Here is a 17,217-nt window from a genome sequence, read left to right on the forward strand (position 1 = left end):
GGCCCGCCCCGAGCCCGCTGGTCTGGCTGCCCTTCCACGCTGCCTGACCCGCCCGCACGGCCCATGTGAGCACCACCGCACCACATGCACCTCACGATACGCACGGCACGACACGCACCGCCGTACGCGCGTCACCGCACGGCACGGCTCGCAGCACACCGCACCGCCGGACAGTGCCCCCGCCGAGAACGGGGACAATGGACCGGCGGTGCGGCATGTCAGGGCCCACCACGGGCGCCGGAGGCCACTGGCCGGGGCGAGCGGGCGCGCGGGAGCGCAGGGGACGCGGGAGCAGAGCGTATGACCGACTTCCTGGTGATCGGCGAGTGCGTCGCCGACATCGTCCGCACCCCGGGCCGCCCCGATGTCCCGCACCCCGGCGGCAGTCCCGCCAACGTCGCCTACGGGCTGGCCCGGCTGGGCCGCCCGACCGCGCTGCTCACCCAGCTCGGCGACGATCCGGCGGGCGCGCTGATCACCGCCCATCTGCGGTCCGCCGGGGTCGAGTTGCTCGACGACGGGCAGCGCGGGGTGGCCACGCCCACCGCGGTGGTCACCCTCGACGCGCAGGGGAAGGCGTCGTACGACTTCGCCATCCGGTGGACCCTGCGGCCGGTGCCGCCCGCGGTAGCGCCCCGCCATGTGCACCTCGGCTCGATCGCCGCGGTGACGGCGCCGGGAGCGGACGCGGTACGGGAGAGCGCCGCGCTGCTGCGGCCGCGGGCCACCGTCAGCTACGACCCCAATGTGCGCCCGGCGCTGCTCGGCGACCACGCGCGGGCCGTGGCCGACGTCGAGCGCTGTGTCGCGCTCAGCGACCTGGTCAAGGCCAGCGACGAGGACCTGGCCTGGCTCTACCCGGACGAGCCGCCGCACCGCGTCGCCGCCCGCTGGCGCGAACTCGGCCCGGCCGTCGTCTTCGTGACGCTCGGCGGCCAGGGCGCCGCCGCGTACACCGGCCGCGGCTCCGGGCAGCGCGAGGTGACGGGGGCGGCGGTGCGCACCGAGGTCGCCGACACCGTCGGCGCCGGTGACTCCTTCATGGCGGCGGTCCTCGACGCGCTCGCCGACCTCGATCTGACCGGCGCCTCCGCCCGGTCCGCGCTGGCCGGGCTCGACGACGCCACCCTCGCCCACGTCCTGTGGCAGGCGGGCACCGCGGCCGCCCTCACCGTCTCGCGGCCGGGCGCGAACCCGCCGGACCGGGAGGAGTTGCGGGCCGCGCTGGGGCGCGCCTGACCCGACGTCCGCGTTCCTCCGCCACGGGCAGGGCCGCTGGCCCCCTATCACCGTGACAGCGCCCTCTTCTAGCCTCCCCTTGATGATCGATCATTCCACCAAGGGGGAACCGTGGATGCGTCCGCGTACCGCATGGTCGTTTGGACGGAACAGGACTACGTGGTCGCCGCGGCGACCGCGGACCGGCTGGTCGCCGAGTGGCTGACCGGGCCCAAGGGCTACCCGGCGACGCCGCTGCGGGACGGCCGCAACGAGATCGCCGCGCAGGTCACCCTCGACCGCGACACGGGGACCGGTCGTAACGGGGCGCACACCCGGTGGCGGCTGCGGGAGCGCACACCGGGGCAGAAGGGCACCTGGCAGTCCACCCTGATCATCAGGACGGACATGGCCGATCCGGGCAGGACCTGGGTGCAGCTCGATGTCGAACACCGGCCCGACACCCCGGACATACCGCAGATCAGGGCGTTCAAGCCGCGGCTGGCCGACGCATTGCTCGACGCCCTGGAGGCGCGCAACGGGCTGGCCGAGATACGGGCGAGGGCCAGTCTCATCCACCCCGGTGACGTACCGGAGGTCGTCGAGGAACTGTGCGACCGGGAGCGGCGGCTGCCCATCGTGGTGGCGAGCGTGCCGTTCGGCACCGACGCGGACCGCTGGCTGGAGGACGTCGTCGACCGGGCGTTCACCCAACTCGTGGGCCGCGCCGTGCTGTACGTGCTGACCCGGGAGGCGCAGCCCGCGTTCAACAAGACGCTGGAGCACCACCCGGTGTTCGGCGGCGGCATCCGCACCTACATGCCCGGTGTCGACCCCGCCTGGGCGGCGGACGGGCAGCGGCACCCGGTGATGTCGCGGGCGACCGTGGAGGCGGACCCGGTGCGGGCGGCGACCGTGCTGACCGCGCTGCCGCGCAACCTGGCCTCCCACGCGCCGCTCCCCCAGGCGCTGGCCCGGCTGCACGCCCAGGCCCCGCTGCCGCCCGGCGCCGAGCACGGCGACGAACTGGCCCGGCTCAAGGCCGACCACGACAGCCTGCTGCGGCTGCTCGACGAGGCCGCGGAGGCGGAGGCCGCCCGGTACAAGCAGGTGCGGGAGCTGCAGCACGACCTGGCGGACGCCAACTGGCTGGCCGAGGAGTTCTACGCGGAGCGCCGGGCGGCCCAGCAGCAGGTACGCGTCCTGCAGCGGCGGTTGCAGCAAGTCGGTGCGTACGAGGCGGCGTTCGCACCGGTCGACGATGACGAGGACGATCCCCTGCCCGGCAGTTTCACCGAACTGCACGCCCGGCTGGGCCAGTTCCCGACCTTGGTCTTCACCGGCGACGCGAAGCTGCTGACCGGACTCGACGACCGCTCCAAGCCGAACTGGGTGAACATCACCTGGGAGGCGCTGCTGGCCCTGGAGGAGTTCGCCGCCGCCTCCGTCGCGGGCCGGGCCAGGGGCGACTTCCGCGCCTGGTGCCAGGACCTGCCGTCGGGCAGCCACCCGTTCCCCGCGGGCAAGGTGCTGATGAAGGAGTCCGACACGGTGTGGCGCAACCTGTCCTGGCGCAAGGAGCGCATGCTGCCCGTCCCCGCGGAGGTGGACCCTTCGGGCACCGTCTACATGGAGGCCCATCTGCGGATCGGCGGCGGCAGCATGATCTCGCCGCGGCTGCACTTCTACGACGACTGCGCGGGCACCGGCCGCCTCTACATCGGCCACATCGGCCCGCATCTGACCAACACCCGCTCGTCGTGACCGCGGCGGGGGAATAGCGGTAGTTTTCGCAACCGGCGGGTCGTGTGATCCGCCGGTCGGTGCGGTGGGCGCGAGCGCGGGAGAGTCAGCGGATGGCGGCAAGGACCCCGGGGGCCGGGGGTGGTACGACGCTGGCCGAGATCGCGCGGCAGGCCGGTGTGTCGGTCTCCACGGTCTCCAAGGTGCTGCACGACCGGTCGGACGTGGCGTCCAGGACCCGGGCCAAGGTGCAGCGGCTGCTGGAGCAGCACGGCTATCTGGCCAGGCACCGACCGGCGGCGAACGCGCTCGCCGCGGGCGGGCTGATCGACTTCGTCATCAACGAGCTGGCCAGCCCCTGGGCGGGCGAGCTGATCCGGGGCGCCGAGGAGGCGCTGCACGCGGTGGGCATGGGCATGGTCGTCTCGGCGGCGCACGGCAGCGGGCCGTCGGCGCGGCAGTGGCTGGACTCGCTGGCGACCCGGCGCACCCGCGGCGCGATCCTGGTCGTGCCCGAGCTGAGCGGCGCCGAGCTGCGCGAACTGCGGCGGCTCGGGCTGCCGTTCGCGCTGATCGCTCCGATCGACGAGCCGCCGCCCGGTGTGCCGTGGGTGGGTGCCACCAACTGGCCGGGCGCGCTCGCCGCGACGCGGCACCTCGTCAGGCTGGGGCACCGCCGGATCGCGGTGATCAGCGGGCCGCCCGACCGGCTGGTCTCCCGCGCCCGGGTGGACGGCTACCGCTCCGCCCTGGAGGAGGCCGGGCTCCCCTTCGACCCCGCGCTGGTCCGCTACGGCGACTTCACCCCGGAGCCCGCCCTCCAGCACGCCCTGGACCTGCTGCGGCTCCCCGACCGGCCCACCGCCGTCTTCGCGGGCAACGACCAGCAGGCGCTCAGCACCTACCGCGCCGCGGCCTCGCTGGGCCTGCGGGTCCCCGACGACCTCAGCGTCGTCGGCTTCGACGACCTCCCCTTCGCCGCCTGGGTGACCCCCCGCCTCACCACCATCCGCACCCCCCTCGCCGACATGTCCGCCCTCGCCGCCCACCTGGTACTCCAACTCCTCGACGGCGACCACCCCCCGACCACCCGCCTCGAAGTCGCCAGCGAACTCATCCCCCGCGAAAGCACCGCCCCACCCCCCGCCTGAGCCAAGCGCTGCGCGCGGCTCAGGAGCGGAGTGCGATGTCCCCTCACGGGCCCGCGGGACGCTGTCCCCCCCCGCCCCCAACCGGGCCGGGCGCAGCCCGCGTCTCACGGGCGGACAGGGCGAGTCCCGCCCCCAGGGCCAGGACGCAGTCCGCCGCCCACACCCACGCCGGGCGCAGCCCGCGTCTCACGGCCCGACAGGGCGAGTCCAGCCGCCCAAGGCCAGGCAGGACGCACTGTCCCCGCCTCCACCCACGCCGGGCGCAGCCCGCGTCTCACGGCCCGACAGGGCGAGTCCCGCCGCCCAAGGCCAGGCAGGACGCAGTCCGCCGCGAACGCGCGCGGGGCGCCACCTGCCGCCTCGCCACTGCGCCGGGCGCAGCTCACTTCGCGAGCAGGGTGCCGATCACGCGGCCGAAGACGAGGCGGCCCGCGAGGGCCGTCGGGCGGTCGAGGGGACGGGGGAGGCGCCAGACGTGGAGGTCTTCGCGCCAGAGGACGCGGGAGCCCGTGGGGTGGGCGTGGACCTCGATCTCGGCCCAGCCGGTGACGACGCGGCCGGACTTCTCCAGGCGGCACCGGCCGGGCGAGGTGCCGGTGGGCGGCTCCCAGCGGGTGACCCGCATCGGGTCGTCGAAGCCGAGGCGGCCGATCCCGGTCCGGGCGACGAAGGCCGTTCCCACGCCGTCGGGCGGCGGGGTGAGCACGGTGATCCGGGTGAGCGGCACGGTGGCGGTGTGCCGCTCCCACGCGGTCATCCGCCGCCACGCCTCCTCGGCGGGCAGCGCGCACTCCCGCTCGATGACGAACAGCCGGCGCCCGGGCGTACTCATGCCGCCAGCGTAGGCCGCGACACGCGCCGCGCGGCGGCGCCGCCTCACCAGGCGGAGGGCGAGTAGTCCTTGAGGAAGCAGCCGAACAGGTCCTCGCCCGCCTCGCCGCGCACGATCGGGTCGTAGACGCGGGCCGCGCCGTCGACCAGGTCGAGCGGGGCATGGAAGCCCTCGGCGGCCAGCCGCACCTTGTCGGGGTGCGGCCGCTCGTCGGTGATCCAGCCGGTGTCGACGGCGGTCATCAGGATGCCGTCGGTGTCGAGCATCTCCTGCGCGCTGGTGCGGGTGAGCATGTTGAGCGCGGCCTTGGCCATGTTGGTGTGCGGGTGTCCCGGCCCCTTGTAGCCGCGGCTGAACTGCCCCTCCATCGCCGAGACGTTGACGACGTACTTGCGCCGCGCCGCCGCCGCGGCCATCGCCGGCCGCAACCGGCTGACCAGCACGAAGGGCGCCGTGACGTTGCACAGCTGCACTTCGAGCAGCTCGACCGGGTCGACCTCGCCGACCGTCTGCACCCAGGTGTTGGTGGCGTCGAGGTCGGGCACCAGCCCTCCCGCGTCGATCGCGGTGCCCGCCTCGATCCGGGCCAGCGAGGCCGAGCCGCTGACCAGGGCGAGGTCGGTGACCTCCTGGGCGGTGAGCGCGTCCGGGTGCCGCGGCCCCGGCAGCGCCGCGGCCGTCTGCGCCCCGCTGCCGAAGGCGCCGAGCACCTCGGCGGCGGGCAGCGCGCCCGCGGGCAGCGGCGCGGACTCGGCGGCGACGAGCTCGCGGTACGCCTCGGGTGAGCGCCGTACCGTCTGCGCCGCGTTGTTGATCAGGATGTCGAGCGGCCCCTCGGCCGCGACGGAGTCGGCGAGCGCCACGACCTGCGCCGGGTCGCGCAGGTCGATGCCGACGATCTTCAGCCGGTGGATCCACTCGTCGCTGTCCGGCATCGCCTTGAAGCGGCGGATCGCGTCGTTGGGGAAGCGGGTGGTGATCGTGGTGTGCGCGCCGTCGCGCAGCAGCCGCAGCGCGATGTACATGCCGATCTTGGCGCGCCCGCCGGTGAGCAGCGCCCGGCGCCCGGTGAGGTCGGTGCGGGCGTCGCGGCGGGCCCGGTTCTCCTGGGCGCACGGCTGGCACAGCTGGTGGTAGAAGGCGTCGACCTCGGTGTAGCGGGTCTTGCAGACGTAGCAGGACCGGGGGCGCTCCAGGATGCCCGCGATCTCGGTGGTGACCGAGGTGCTGAGCTGGATGCCGAGGGTCTCGTCGTCGATACGGTCGGCGGCGCCGGTCGCGGTGGCCTCGGTGACGGCCTTGTCGTTGGCGGTCTTCTCGGCCCTGCGCTCCTGGCGGCGGCGCTGCTTCACCGTGCGGTAGATGCCCGCGGTGGCGCGCCGTACGGCGATCGCGTCGGGGTGGTCGACCGGCAGCTCGTCGAGCGCGGCGAGCACGGCCAGGCAGATCTCCATGCGTGCCGGGTCGATCCCCGGCACGGCGTCCTGCCCGTCCTGGTCGTGAAGGTCCTGCGCTGTCGCCGTCATCCCGCTGCTGCTCTCTGTGATCCGCGTGATCCCGGTGTCCGTCCGGTCCGGTGTCGGTGATCCGCTCTTCGTGTGCTCCGGGCCCGTCGTCACGCGCGGTCCGCCCCTGCCCAGGGGCGAACTTTACGTTTCCACCGGTGGCAGCTCCAAACCCGGCGGCCGCGGGTCCCGGGCGGACGGTACTCTCGGGGCGTTTCCGCCCATCGCGAAGAGCCCCGGAGATCCCGGGGGGACGCCCTGGAGGTCCGTTGAGCGCCAGCAGCCCGCTCGCCGTCCCGCACGACGCACCGTTCGGGGTGCGCAATCTGCCGTACGGCGTGTTCAGCACCGCCGACGAGCCGGAGTTGCGGCGGATCGGCGTCGCGTACGGCGACCATGTGCTCGACGCGGGGGCCGCCGCCAGGGCCACCGGGGCGCCCGCGGACCTGGCCGCGGCGCTGGGCGCGCCGTCGCTCAACCCGCTGCTGGCGGCGGGCCGCCCGCTGTGGACCCGGGCCCGGGCGGCGCTGACCGCCTGGCTGACCGAGGACCGGCACCGTGCGGCGGTGGAGCCCTGCCTGCTGCCGCGCGCCGATGTGCGGCTGCACCTGCCGTTCGAGGTCGCCGACTACGTGGACTTCTACGCCTCCGAGCACCACGCGGGCAACGTCGGCCGGATCTTCCGGCCGGGCTCCGAGCCGCTGCCGCCGAACTGGAAGCATCTGCCGATCGGCTACCACGGCCGGGCGGGCACCATCGTGGTGTCGGGCACCCCGGTCGTCCGCCCGTGCGGGCAGCGCAAGGCCCCGGCCGATCCGGCGCCGACGTACGGCCCGTCGCGGCGGCTGGACATCGAGGCCGAGCTGGGGTTCGTGGTGGGTACCCCGACGCCGCTGGGCAGCCGGGTGGCGCTGGCCGACGCCGACGACCACGTCTTCGGGGTGTGCCTGGTCAACGACTGGTCGGCGCGCGACCTCCAGGCGTGGGAGTACGTGCCGCTGGGCCCGTTCCTCGGCAAGTCCTTCGCCACCTCGGTCTCCCCCTGGGTGGTGCCGCTCGACGCCCTGGCCGCCGCCCGTACCGCCCCTCCCGCCCGTGACACCGAGCCGCTGCCGTATCTCGACGACCGCGCGGCGCCGACCCCGTACGGCCTGGACGTCGCCCTGGATGTACGGATCAACGGCACGGTGATCTCCCGGCCGCCGTTCGCCGCCATGTACTGGACGTACGCCCAGATGCTGGCCCATCTCACGGTCAACGGCGCGAGCCTGCGGACCGGCGACTTCTACGCCTCGGGCACGATCAGCGGCCCCGAGCGGGACACCCGGGGCGCGCTGATCGAGCTGACCTGGAACGGCGAGGAGCCGCTGGAGCTGGCCGACGGCACGCGCCGCACCTACCTGGAGGACGGCGACGAGGTGGTGATCAGCGCGACCGCACCCGGCGCCGACGGCACCCGGATCGCCCTGGGCGAGGTCGCGGGCCGGATCGCGCCGGCGGTCTGAGGGACGCTGCGCGGGCGAGCACGCCGGTCGAAGTAGCCCGCGGGCGCCGCGCAGGCGGCGCAGCCGCGCCGCCTGCGGACCGAAGCGCGGTCAGCGCGCCGAGACGGGCCAGCGGACCAAGGCGCGGTAGCGGGGCGGTGTGCGGTCAGCGGCCCGGGGTGCCCGCGCGCGTCAGTAGCCGCGGCTGCGGTAGAGCGCGTTGGCGCGGTCGAGGCGGGTGGTGCGCAGGCGCCGCTCCTCGGTCAGCTCCAGGACGGCGTGCCGGACGGCGTCGAGCACCTCTCCGACGGGGCCGCCGGGCGGCTCCAGGTCGGGGGGTGTGTCCTCCTCGCGCAGCCCCACCGCGGCGGCCAGCGCCACGAACACCGGGTCGTCCGCCGACCAGCGGTGGCCCGCCCGGCGGCGGGCCGCCGAATCGGCGAGCACCAGCCGCCCGTCGCGCAGGAACCCCCAGCGGCGGACCTGTTCCCGTACCAGCGTGCCGTCGGCCTCCAGCGCGGCCAGATAGACCTCGGGCAGCCCCTTGCCGCGCCGCCACAGCCAGTCGTCGACGGACTCCCCCGCGCTCTCCCGCGCGAGCAGCGCCAGCGCCTGGTCGAGCAGTTCCTCGCCCGTCTCGCCGCCCGGCACCGCGGCCAGCCGGTCGCCGTCCAGCGTGACCGCCCGGGCGGCCAGCAGATCGACCGTCTCCGCCCCGGCGAGCGCGAGCGACAGGTCGCCCCTGTCCACCCCGGCGCCCTCGGGCCGGTCCATGACGGTGAGCAGGAGGTCTCGTGAGGTGGTCATCGTGCGGCTCCGCGGTGAAGAGGCATCCCGCCCAACCTACCCAAATGGCCGAGGCCCCGGCCGCCGCGTCACGCGGTGCGGGCGCCCACTCGTGGCGGTCGCCGCGCGGGTGGCGGGACCCTGCCGCGCGGGTGATGGTGGGGGGAGCACGCCGGGCGCCGGACCCCGGCGGGGAAGGCGGTCACACCATGGATCGCGCACGGCTCGGCCGCTGCCGCACCCGCACCACGGGGCGCGGCCGATGAGCGCCGCCGTCGACACCGACCGCTCGGCCTGGGACGTCATCGTCCTGGGCGGCGCCGCGGCGGGCGAGAACGCCGCGCAGTACGCGACGCAGTTCTCCGGCCTGGACGCGGTGCTGGTCGAGGCGGAGCTGGTGGGCGGCGAGTGCTCGTACTGGGCGTGCATGCCCAGCAAGGCGCTGCTGCGGCCCGCCGAGGTGCTGGAGGCCGCCCGGCACGTGCCCGGGACGGCCTCGCTGGTCGCCGGGCGGGCGCTGGACGTGGCCGCGGCGCTGGCCCGCCGGGACGAGGTCGTCCACGGCCTCGACGACGCCTCCCAGATCCAATGGGCGCTGGACACCGGCATCGACGTGGTCCGCGGCTACGGCAGGCTCGACGGGGAGCGGGCGGTGCTGGTGACGGGCGCCGACGGCGGTACCCGCAGGCTCACCGCCCGGCACGCGGTGGTCATCGACACCGGGTCGCGCACCATGGTGCCGCCCGTGCCGGGGCTGGCCGAGGCCCGGGCCTGGACCTCACGTGACGTGACGAACCTGCACGAGGTGCCGCGCCGGGTGGTCATCGTGGGCGGCGGCGTGGTCGCCTGCGAGTCCGCCACCTGGCTGCGGGCGCTCGGCGTCGAGGAGCTGACCGTCGTCTACCGCGACCAGGGCCTGCTGGGCCGCGCCGAGCCCTTCGCCGGGCACATGGTCGGCGACGCGCTGCGGGACGCCGGGGTGCGGCTGGTGCCCGGCAGGTCGCTGACCGCGGTGCGCCGCGCCGACCCGCGGGACACCGGACCGGGCATGCCGCACGGCGGAGAGGTCACCGTAGGGCTCGACGACGGCACCGAACTGACCGCGGACGAGCTGGTGCTCGCCACCGGACGCACCCCGAACACCCAGGACATCGGCCTGTCCACGGTCGGCTGCCCGGACGGCGGCTATCTGGACGTGGACGACGAGCAGGCCGTACGGGCGGTCGACGGGCACTGGCTCTACGCGATCGGCGACGTCTGCGGGCGGGCCCTGCTGACCCATATGGCCAAGTACCAGGCGCGGGTGGTCGGCGAGGTGATCGCCGCCCGCGCGACGGGACGGCCGCCGGCCGGGGCGCAGTACGGCGCACTGAGCGCCGCCGAGGGGCACCGCGGCAACCCGCAGGTCACCTTCACCTCGCCCGAGGTGGGTTCCGCGGGCCTGACCGAGAAGGGGGCGCGGGCGGCCGGCCTGGACGTCGAGACGGTCGAGTACGACATGGCCGCGCTCGCCGGGACCTATGTGACCCGTGAGGACTACACCGGCCGCGCCAAGCTGGTCGTCGACCGCGTCACGGACACCGTCGTGGGCGCGACCTTCGTGGGCTCGGGGGTCGCCGAACTGGTGCACTCCGCCACCACGGCGATCGTGGCCCGGGTACCGCTCTCCGTGCTGTGGCACGTCGTCCCCAGCTACCCGACGGCCAGCGAGGTCTGGCTGCGCCTGCTGGAGACCCTGCGGACCCAGCGCCGGGCCCGCTAGCGCCTGCCGGCGTGGGTCGTCCGGGCGCCGCCGGCAGGGGGCTGCTCGGCGCGCGGGATCGGCCCGGAGCTGGTCTGCTGGTGCGGGGGGCCGTCGAGCCGACACCCGGGAGAGATCCACATGAGCACGTATCGCGTCGCGCAAGTCGCCGCCGCCGACGGGCGGTTCGAGATCGTCGAGCGCCAGGAGAGCGCGCCGGGGCCCGGCCATGTGCGGATGGCGGTGGACGCCTGCGGGATCTGCCACAGCGACGCGGTCTTCGTGGGCGCCAACGTGCCGGGGGTGAGCTTCCCGCTGGTGCCGGGACACGAGATCGCCGGGCGGATCGACGCGGTCGGCGAGGGCGTGGACAGCGGCTGGCGGGTCGGCGACCGGGTCGCGGTGGGCTGGTTCGGCGGCTCGTGCCACCACTGCAAGCCGTGCCGCCAGGGCGACTTCGTGGTGTGCGAGAACCTCAAGGTGCCCGGCTGGGCCTACGACGGCGGCTTCGCGGAGTCCGTGGTCGTGCCCGCCGACGCCCTGGCCAGGATCCCCGACGCCCTGGCGGCGGCCGAGGCGGCGCCGCTGGGCTGCGCGGGCGTGACCACGTACAACGGGCTGCGGCGCAGTGCGGCCCGGCCGGGCGATCTGGTCGCCGTCCTCGGCATCGGCGGGCTCGGCCATCTGGGGGTGCAGTACGCGGCCGCGATGGGCTTCGAGACGGTGGCCATCGCCCGCGGCGGCGCCAAGGCGGACTTCGCCAAGCAGCTCGGCGCGCACCACTACGTCGACAGCACCGCGGACACCTCGGTCGCGGACGCGCTGCGGGCGCTCGGCGGGGCCCGGGTGGTGCTGGCCACCGCCGCCAACTCCGCGGCGATCACGGCGACCGTGGAGGGGATGGTCCCGCGCGGCGAGTTGGTGGTCATCGGCGCGGACCCCGAGCCGCTGGGCATCAGCCCCAACCAGCTGCTGATGAGCGGCCGGGTGCTGCGCGGCCACCCCTCCGGTACGGCCCAGGACGTCCAGGACACCATGGAGTTCAGCCTGCTGCACGGCATCCGCCCGATGACCGAGGTGGTACCGCTGGACCAGGCCGACGAGGCGTACCAGAAGATGATGTCGGGCGCGGCCCGCTTCCGTATGGTGCTCGCCAACGGCTGACGGCGAGGACCGGGCCGACGGCCGGGTGCCGTGCCCGGGGCGGCCGTTGTCAGTAGCCCCGCCAGCGGTTGTCGGCGGCGGCCTGCTCCTGGCGCCGGGCCCGCTGGCGGCGCTCCTCGGCCAGTTCGGCGAGGGCGTCGTCGACGGCGTTGAGCACGGTCACCACCTGGTCGTCGGCGGGCACCTGGGCGTCCCCGGTCCGCTTGTCGCGGATGCCGACGGCGGCCGCGAGGGTGGCCAGGACCGGCTCGTCGGACCGCCAGCGTTCGGCCGCGCGGCGGCGGGCGGGCGAGTCGACCAGCTCGGTGTGGCTGCTCTTGAGCACCACCCAGCGCCGCCCCTCCTCCCGGGTGAGCCCGCCCTCCTCCGTGAAGACGTCCAGGTAGTGCGCGGACAGGTCCCGTCCCCTGCGCCACAGCCACTCGCCCACCGGCTCGTACGGCAGCTCGCGGTGCAGCGAGGACACCGCCTCGTCCAGCAGCGCGTCGTGCATGGCCCGCTTCTGGCCGGGTACGACGCTGTCGCCGTCGAGGGTGACGACCTCGGCTGCCAGCAGGTCGATCATCTCGGCCCCGGCGAGCCCGAGGGAGAGGTCGCCCCGCTCCACGGGCCGCACGGGCTCCATGTCGAAGGTGACGATCAGCAGGTCCCGCGGTGTGGTCATGAGGGCTCCAGGTCGTGGCGCCCGTACCGGTGGCCGTCGACGCCTGTGACGGGTGCCCTACGACCAGGGTGCCGCGTGGCGCCGGGCGCCGCGACCGGTACGGGCCGCCGCGGGCGGGTGCTCCGCGGCCCGGCGGCCCGCCCCCGCCGGTGTCGGTCGCCGGTCCGCCGTCAGTTGCCGGTGACCGCCAGGCCGGCGCCCTCGGTGCGCGGCGGTACGGCCGTGGGGTTGTGGAAGATCCGTTCGAGGGTGAGCTGCGCGCCGCCGCGGGCGGCGTTCGACAGGCCGAGGGTCGAGGCGGTGACCAGGATGCGCTCCGAGGTGGGGGAGATCTTCCGGGCGTCCAGGCTGCGCTGCACCTCGTCCAGCAGGTAGCCGCCGAAGTAGGCGAAGTAGCCGCCGAGCACGATCCGCGGCGGGTTCAGGACGTCGGCCAGCACACCGAGGCCGAGCGCGAGGCTGTCGGCGATCTCGTCCAGCGCGGCCAGCGTCCGCGCGTCGCCGCGGTCGGCGCGGGCCAGCAGTTCGTCCAGCCGCTCGGTGAGGTCGACCGAGCGGTCGTGCACCCGGTCGCCGCTGTCGGCGGCGGCGTCCAGGAACGCCTGCAGTCCGACCGCCACCTCCCAGCAGCCGGTGCGTCCGCAGGCGCAGGGGCGGTCGCGCCGGTCAAGCCGCATGTGCCCGAACTCCGAGCCGCGCAGCAGCTTGCCGTCGGAGATGCTGGCCCCGCCGACGCCGATTCCGCCGGTCACGTAGACCAGTTCGCGGATGTCGGGGGTGGGGGCGGCCAGGTACTCGGCGAGCGCGCCGCACTCGGCGTCGTTCTCCACCAGGACCGGCGGGGCGTCGCCGTCGAGGTGGGTGCGCAGCTCGCGGGCCACGTGCACGTCGTGCCAGCCGAGGTTGGTGGCCACCCCGACGGTGCCGGTGGTGGTGTCGACCGTGCCCTGGGTGGCGAGGGTGACCCCGACGGTTCGGACACCGCGCTCGGCCAGTGCCCGCAGTCCCGCCCTGACCAGCCCGCCCACCTGCGCTATGGCGCCCTCCGGGCTGAGCGTGGGCAGGTCGAGCGCCAGCCGGTCGTCCAGGACCACGTCGCCGCGCAGGTTCAGCGCGACGACCCGGACGTGGTCGACGCCGATCTCGGCGCCCATGCCGCAGATTGACGGGCCGTCGAGTTCGACCATCCGCCGCGGACGGCCCACCGCGCCCGCCCGGTCGAGCTCTCCCTCGCGGGCCAGGCCGCGCTGGATCAGCTCGGTGACCAGCACCGAGACGGTGGCCTTGGGCAGCCCGACCTCGGAGGCGATCCGGGTACGGGACTGGGCGCCGTGCTCGCGCAGGTGCCGCAGCACCACGCCGAGGTTGTTGCGGCGCAGCGACGACTTGTCGGCGGCGTCGGGATACGCCGCCATGGCCTGGGACGCGCTGGTGATGGCGTCGCGCCGGCCGTGCTGCACAGTGCCTCCCTGGTTCATGGGGCCTCCCCGGAAGCGCAGTGCCCGCGACCCGCCGACCACCGCTCTGACCAGGCACGCCAGGCGTAACCGACAGGAACAATACCTCGCTCGCGCAACGGTTCCTCCTGATCGTCTCCCCCGCGGCCGCCGCAGGTGACCGGCTTTCGCAAGTCGTCGGCCCCGAGTCTTGACAGCGGGATTAATTAGTTCAGACACTAGCCGAACTAAAGCCCGCCTGGCGGGCTCCCCCGCACCCCGCGTCGGACCAGTCCCCGGCGGCGGGTAGCAGAGAGGGTCACCCGATGACGTCACGTCCGTTCAGAGCCATGCGTCCGATGAGGACCGCCGGCGCCGCCATGGCCCTGGCGTCGCTGATGGCCGTCGCCGCCTGCGGCGGCAACGGCTCAAGCGACAAGAGCGACAAGTCCGCAGCCACCAGCGGCCCGGTCAAGATCAGCTTCTGGGGCTGGGCACCCGGCTACGAGAAGTCCGTGGCGCTGTTCAACGCCAGCCACAAGGACATCCAGGTCAGCTACAGCAAGATCTCGCCCGGCTCCAAGGGCGGCTACACCAAGCTCCTCAACGCGGTGAAGGCCGGCAACGCCCCCTGCGTCGGCATGGTGGGCTTCGAGACGCTGCCGACCTTCGCCGCCGCGGGCGCGCTCCAGGACGCCACCAGCGAGGCGGCACCGTACGCCAAGGACTACGCGCCCTGGGCCTTCGCCCAGACGGGGATCGCCGGGCACACCTACGGCATCCCGGTCGACATCGCGCCCATGGGCCTGATCTACCGCAAGGACCTCTTCGCCAAGTACGGCATCGCCTCCGCCCCGAAGACCTGGGCCGAGTACGCCGCCGACGCCGCGAAGATCCACAAGGCCGACCCCAAGGCGTACATCGGCTACTTCGGCAACGACGCGTACAACTTCGCCGGTCTGGCGTGGCAGGCGGGCGCCAAGTGGTTCGGCACCGACGGCGGCAAGTGGAAGGTCGACATCAACGACCCCGCCACCAAGAAGGTCACCGCCTTCTGGCAGGACCTGATCAGCAAGAAGCTGGTCAAGGTGGTGCCCAGCTTCGACACCGCGCTCTACAAGGGCATGGGCGACGGCTCGATCCTCTCCGACGTCAACGCCGTCTGGGACACCCCGATCGTCGCCAGCAGCGTCAAGCAGACCGCGGGGAAGTGGGCCGTGGCGCCCATGCCGGTCTGGGACGCCGCCGACCCGGCGTCCGGTAACGCCGGCGGCTCGCCGAACGTGGTGATGAAGGGCTGCGGACACGTCAAGCAGGCCGTGGAGTTCGCCAACTGGTTCGCCAGCGACCCGTCCAGCGTGAGCAACCTGATCAAGAACACCGGCATCTACCCGGCCGCGCTGTCCGGTCTGACCAATCCCGCGCTGTCGGCGCCCGACCCGTTCTTCGGCGGCCAGAAGATCTACGACGTCTTCAAGGACAGCGCCTCCCATGTCGACCCGGACTTCCAGTGGGGCCCGGTGATGACCAAGACCTCGGGCGCGCTGGCCGACGGGCTGGGCAAGGCGGGCGCGGGCAGCATCACGCTGGACGCGGCGATCGCCGAGACCCAGTCGCAGACGGTGGCGGAGATGAAGAGCCAGGGTCTGGAGCTCGGCTGACCATGCAGCAGTCACCGACCGTGGCCCCCGCGCGCCCCCGCGTCCATGCGGGGGCCACCCCGCGGCGGCGCCCGTCCAGGCGCCGCCTGGACGGGCGCCGCTGGGCGCCGCTGGGCTTCCTCCTCCCGTTCGTCGCGCTCTTCCTCGTCACCTTCGTCGCGCCGATCTGCTACGCCGTCTACCAGAGCCTGTTCAAGATGCACCGGGACGGCCTCGGCTTCACCCCGCCGACGAAGGTCTTCGCGGGGCTGTCCAACTACACCGCGGTGCTGCGCAACAGCGACTTCACCGGGGCCGTCGGGCGGGTGCTGGCGGTCGGCGCGGTCCAGGTGCCGGTCATGCTCGGCCTGGCGCTGGTGCTGGCGCTGATGCTGGACGCCCGCACCACCCCGGCCAAGGGCTTCTTCCGGCTCAGCCTGTTCCTGCCCTACGCCATCCCCGGCGTCATCGGCGGCCTGATGTGGTCGTTCCTTTACGAGCCGGGGGTCAGCCCGATCGCCTCGGCGCTCGGCCATCTCGGACTGCACGTCGACTTCACCTCGGACCGGTGGCTGCCCTGGTCGATCGGCAACATGCTCACCTGGGGATGGACCGGCTACAACATGCTGATCATCCACGCGGCGCTGAAGGCCATCCCCGGTGAACTCACCGAGGCCGCCGCCCTCGACGGGTGCACCGGCTGGCGGCTGGCCTGGCACGTCAAGATCCCGCTGGTGCGGCCCGCGCTGCTGATGACCACGGTCTTCTCCATCATCGGCACCGCGCAGCTCTACAACGAGCCGGTGATCATGAAGGCCATCGCCCCGAACCTCTCCAGCACCTGGACGCCGATCATGGCCGCCCAGGGCGAGGTCGCCGCGAACAACTACAACCTGGCCGCGACGGAGTCCGTGGTGCTGGCACTGGTGATCTTCGTGCTCTCCTTCGGCTTCATGCGGCTGGTCAACAAGCGCGGGAGTGCCCAGTGAAAACCAACCGACTGGCCGGGCGCACCGGGGTCCTCACCGTCCTGGTGCTCGCCGCGGTCTACTCACTGCTGCCCGTGTGGTGGCTGGTGGTCTCCTCCACCAAGGACAGCGGAAGTCTCTTCTCCAGCAACGGCTTCTGGTTCGCCGGGCGCGTCGAGATCGTGCGCAACATCCGCGATCTGCTCGACGTCCAGCAGGGCATCTTCGGCCGCTGGCTGCTCAACAGCCTGCTCTACGCGGTCGGCGGCGCGCTGGTGGCCACCCTGCTGTCCTCGATGGCGGGGTACGTGCTGGCCAAGTACCGCTTCCGCGGGCGTGAGGCGGTCTTCAACACGGTGCTGGGCGCGATCCTGATCCCCGCGCCGCTGTTCGCCCTGCCGCTCTACCTGATGTTCTCCGCCACCCATGTGGTGAACACCTTCTGGGCGGTGTTCATCCCCAGCGTCGTCAGCCCGTTCGGCGTCTACCTCTCGCGGATCTACGCGGCCGCCGCCGTACCCGACGAACTGCTGGAGTCCGGACGGATCGACGGCGCCGGGGAGTTCAGGATCTTCCGGTCGATCTCGCTGCGGGTCATGCAGCCCTCGCTGGTGACCATCTTCCTCTTCCAGTTCGTGACGATCTGGACCAACTACCTGCTGCCGTCGCTGATGCTCGCCAACGACCGGCTGCAGCCGGTGACCGTCGGGCTGGTCGCCTGGAAGGAACAGCGCGGCCAGACGGTCCCGTACAACCTGATCATCACCGGCTCCCTGCTGTCGGTCGTCCCGATCGTGGTGATGTTCCTGATCCTCCAGCGCTACTGGCAGGCGGGGCTCACCAGCGGAAGCATCAAGTAGCCGGGCCCGCGCCCCCGTTCCTTCC

The 17,217-nt window shown here is 73.7% G+C and carries 14 protein-coding genes; 9 read left to right on the plus strand and 5 right to left on the minus strand.

What is annotated here, in order from left to right:
• Window positions 1-300 precede the first annotated feature (300 nt).
• From AB0M29_RS16375 to AB0M29_RS16385, 3 genes are all read left to right on the plus strand, one after another.
• The gene (locus AB0M29_RS16375) at window positions 301-1,239 is read left to right on the plus strand and encodes a carbohydrate kinase (protein WP_365383014.1); all 939 of its coding nucleotides are present in this window, start codon (window positions 301-303) and stop codon (window positions 1,237-1,239) included.
• Between the two features lie 111 nt (window positions 1,240-1,350).
• The gene (locus AB0M29_RS16380; RefSeq protein WP_365383015.1) at window positions 1,351-2,982 is read left to right on the plus strand and encodes a hypothetical protein; all 1,632 of its coding nucleotides are present in this window, start codon (window positions 1,351-1,353) and stop codon (window positions 2,980-2,982) included.
• 92 nt (window positions 2,983-3,074) lie between these two features.
• Window positions 3,075-4,112, plus strand: coding sequence for a LacI family DNA-binding transcriptional regulator (locus tag AB0M29_RS16385; protein ID WP_365383017.1), 1,038 nt, complete (start codon window positions 3,075-3,077; stop codon window positions 4,110-4,112).
• A gap of 382 nt (window positions 4,113-4,494) precedes the next feature.
• Here AB0M29_RS16385 and AB0M29_RS16390 read toward each other — a convergent pair whose 3' ends face one another.
• Window positions 4,495-4,944 carry an SRPBCC family protein gene (locus AB0M29_RS16390; protein WP_365383019.1) on the minus strand — a complete coding sequence of 150 codons (450 nt, stop codon included), beginning with the start codon at window positions 4,942-4,944 and terminating at the stop codon, window positions 4,495-4,497.
• 44 nt (window positions 4,945-4,988) lie between these two features.
• Window positions 4,989-6,470, minus strand: coding sequence for an SDR family NAD(P)-dependent oxidoreductase (locus AB0M29_RS16395; protein WP_365383021.1), 1,482 nt, complete (start codon window positions 6,468-6,470; stop codon window positions 4,989-4,991).
• A 248-nt stretch (window positions 6,471-6,718) separates the two neighbouring features.
• Between AB0M29_RS16395 and fahA the strand changes: the two genes are divergently transcribed.
• Window positions 6,719-7,954 carry a fumarylacetoacetase gene (fahA, locus tag AB0M29_RS16400; RefSeq protein ID WP_365383023.1) on the plus strand — a complete coding sequence of 412 codons (1,236 nt, stop codon included), beginning with the start codon at window positions 6,719-6,721 and terminating at the stop codon, window positions 7,952-7,954.
• A gap of 171 nt (window positions 7,955-8,125) precedes the next feature.
• Here the strand turns inward: fahA and AB0M29_RS16405 are convergent, their stop codons facing one another.
• The gene (locus AB0M29_RS16405) at window positions 8,126-8,740 is read right to left on the minus strand and encodes a GPP34 family phosphoprotein (protein ID WP_365383025.1); all 615 of its coding nucleotides are present in this window, start codon (window positions 8,738-8,740) and stop codon (window positions 8,126-8,128) included.
• Window positions 8,741-8,981: 241 nt separating this feature from the next.
• Between AB0M29_RS16405 and AB0M29_RS16410 the strand changes: the two genes are divergently transcribed.
• The gene (locus AB0M29_RS16410) at window positions 8,982-10,481 is read left to right on the plus strand and encodes an NAD(P)/FAD-dependent oxidoreductase (protein ID WP_365383027.1); all 1,500 of its coding nucleotides are present in this window, start codon (window positions 8,982-8,984) and stop codon (window positions 10,479-10,481) included.
• Between the two features lie 120 nt (window positions 10,482-10,601).
• Complete coding sequence (locus AB0M29_RS16415) at window positions 10,602-11,624, plus strand: alcohol dehydrogenase (protein WP_365383029.1); 1,023 nt, start codon at window positions 10,602-10,604, stop codon at window positions 11,622-11,624.
• Between the two features lie 49 nt (window positions 11,625-11,673).
• Here the strand turns inward: AB0M29_RS16415 and AB0M29_RS16420 are convergent, their stop codons facing one another.
• A complete protein-coding gene (locus tag AB0M29_RS16420; protein WP_365383030.1) occupies window positions 11,674-12,288 on the minus strand; it encodes a GPP34 family phosphoprotein in 615 nt (204 codons plus the stop codon).
• 170 nt (window positions 12,289-12,458) lie between these two features.
• Window positions 12,459-13,766: an ROK family transcriptional regulator gene (locus AB0M29_RS16425; RefSeq protein ID WP_365383032.1), complete on the minus strand. Its 1,308-nt coding sequence runs from the start codon at window positions 13,764-13,766 to the stop codon at window positions 12,459-12,461.
• 317 nt (window positions 13,767-14,083) lie between these two features.
• Here AB0M29_RS16425 and AB0M29_RS16430 point away from each other — a divergent pair, with 317 nt between their 5' ends.
• The 3 genes from AB0M29_RS16430 to AB0M29_RS16440 are packed head-to-tail and all read left to right on the plus strand — an operon-like array spanning window position 14,084 to window position 17,192.
• Window positions 14,084-15,385, plus strand: a complete 1,302-nt coding sequence (locus AB0M29_RS16430; RefSeq protein ID WP_365383034.1) for a sugar ABC transporter substrate-binding protein — start codon at window positions 14,084-14,086, stop codon at window positions 15,383-15,385.
• A 2-nt stretch (window positions 15,386-15,387) separates the two neighbouring features.
• Window positions 15,388-16,353: a sugar ABC transporter permease gene (locus tag AB0M29_RS16435; protein ID WP_365383036.1), complete on the plus strand. Its 966-nt coding sequence runs from the start codon at window positions 15,388-15,390 to the stop codon at window positions 16,351-16,353.
• Window positions 16,350-17,192, plus strand: coding sequence for a carbohydrate ABC transporter permease (locus AB0M29_RS16440; protein WP_365383038.1), 843 nt, complete (start codon window positions 16,350-16,352; stop codon window positions 17,190-17,192). The genes AB0M29_RS16435 and AB0M29_RS16440 overlap by 4 nt, the downstream gene beginning before the upstream one ends.
• The last annotated feature ends 25 nt before the right edge of the window (window positions 17,193-17,217 follow it).

It is taken from the genome of Streptomyces sp. NPDC051976 (assembly GCF_040680795.1).
Taxonomy (GTDB): Bacteria; Actinomycetota; Actinomycetes; order Streptomycetales; family Streptomycetaceae; genus Actinacidiphila.

What these genes read in the sequence shown, in the direction of transcription:
- AB0M29_RS16430 (WP_365383034.1), top strand. Translation starts at nt 14,084, where the DNA reads ATGAGGACCGCCGGCGCCGCCATGGCCCTGGCGTCGCTGATGGCCGTC.
- AB0M29_RS16385 (WP_365383017.1), top strand. Translation starts at nt 3,075, where the DNA reads ATGGCGGCAAGGACCCCGGGGGCCGGGGGTGGTACGACGCTGGCCGAG.
- AB0M29_RS16420 (WP_365383030.1), bottom strand. Translation starts at nt 12,288, where the DNA reads ATGACCACACCGCGGGACCTGCTGATCGTCACCTTCGACATGGAGCCC.
- AB0M29_RS16410 (WP_365383027.1), top strand. Translation starts at nt 8,982, where the DNA reads ATGAGCGCCGCCGTCGACACCGACCGCTCGGCCTGGGACGTCATCGTC.
- AB0M29_RS16435 (WP_365383036.1), top strand. Translation starts at nt 15,388, where the DNA reads ATGCAGCAGTCACCGACCGTGGCCCCCGCGCGCCCCCGCGTCCATGCG.
- AB0M29_RS16395 (WP_365383021.1), bottom strand. Translation starts at nt 6,470, where the DNA reads ATGACGGCGACAGCGCAGGACCTTCACGACCAGGACGGGCAGGACGCC.
- AB0M29_RS16390 (WP_365383019.1), bottom strand. Translation starts at nt 4,944, where the DNA reads ATGAGTACGCCCGGGCGCCGGCTGTTCGTCATCGAGCGGGAGTGCGCG.
- AB0M29_RS16375 (WP_365383014.1), top strand. Translation starts at nt 301, where the DNA reads ATGACCGACTTCCTGGTGATCGGCGAGTGCGTCGCCGACATCGTCCGC.
- AB0M29_RS16425 (WP_365383032.1), bottom strand. Translation starts at nt 13,766, where the DNA reads ATGAACCAGGGAGGCACTGTGCAGCACGGCCGGCGCGACGCCATCACC.
- AB0M29_RS16415 (WP_365383029.1), top strand. Translation starts at nt 10,602, where the DNA reads ATGAGCACGTATCGCGTCGCGCAAGTCGCCGCCGCCGACGGGCGGTTC.
- AB0M29_RS16405 (WP_365383025.1), bottom strand. Translation starts at nt 8,740, where the DNA reads ATGACCACCTCACGAGACCTCCTGCTCACCGTCATGGACCGGCCCGAG.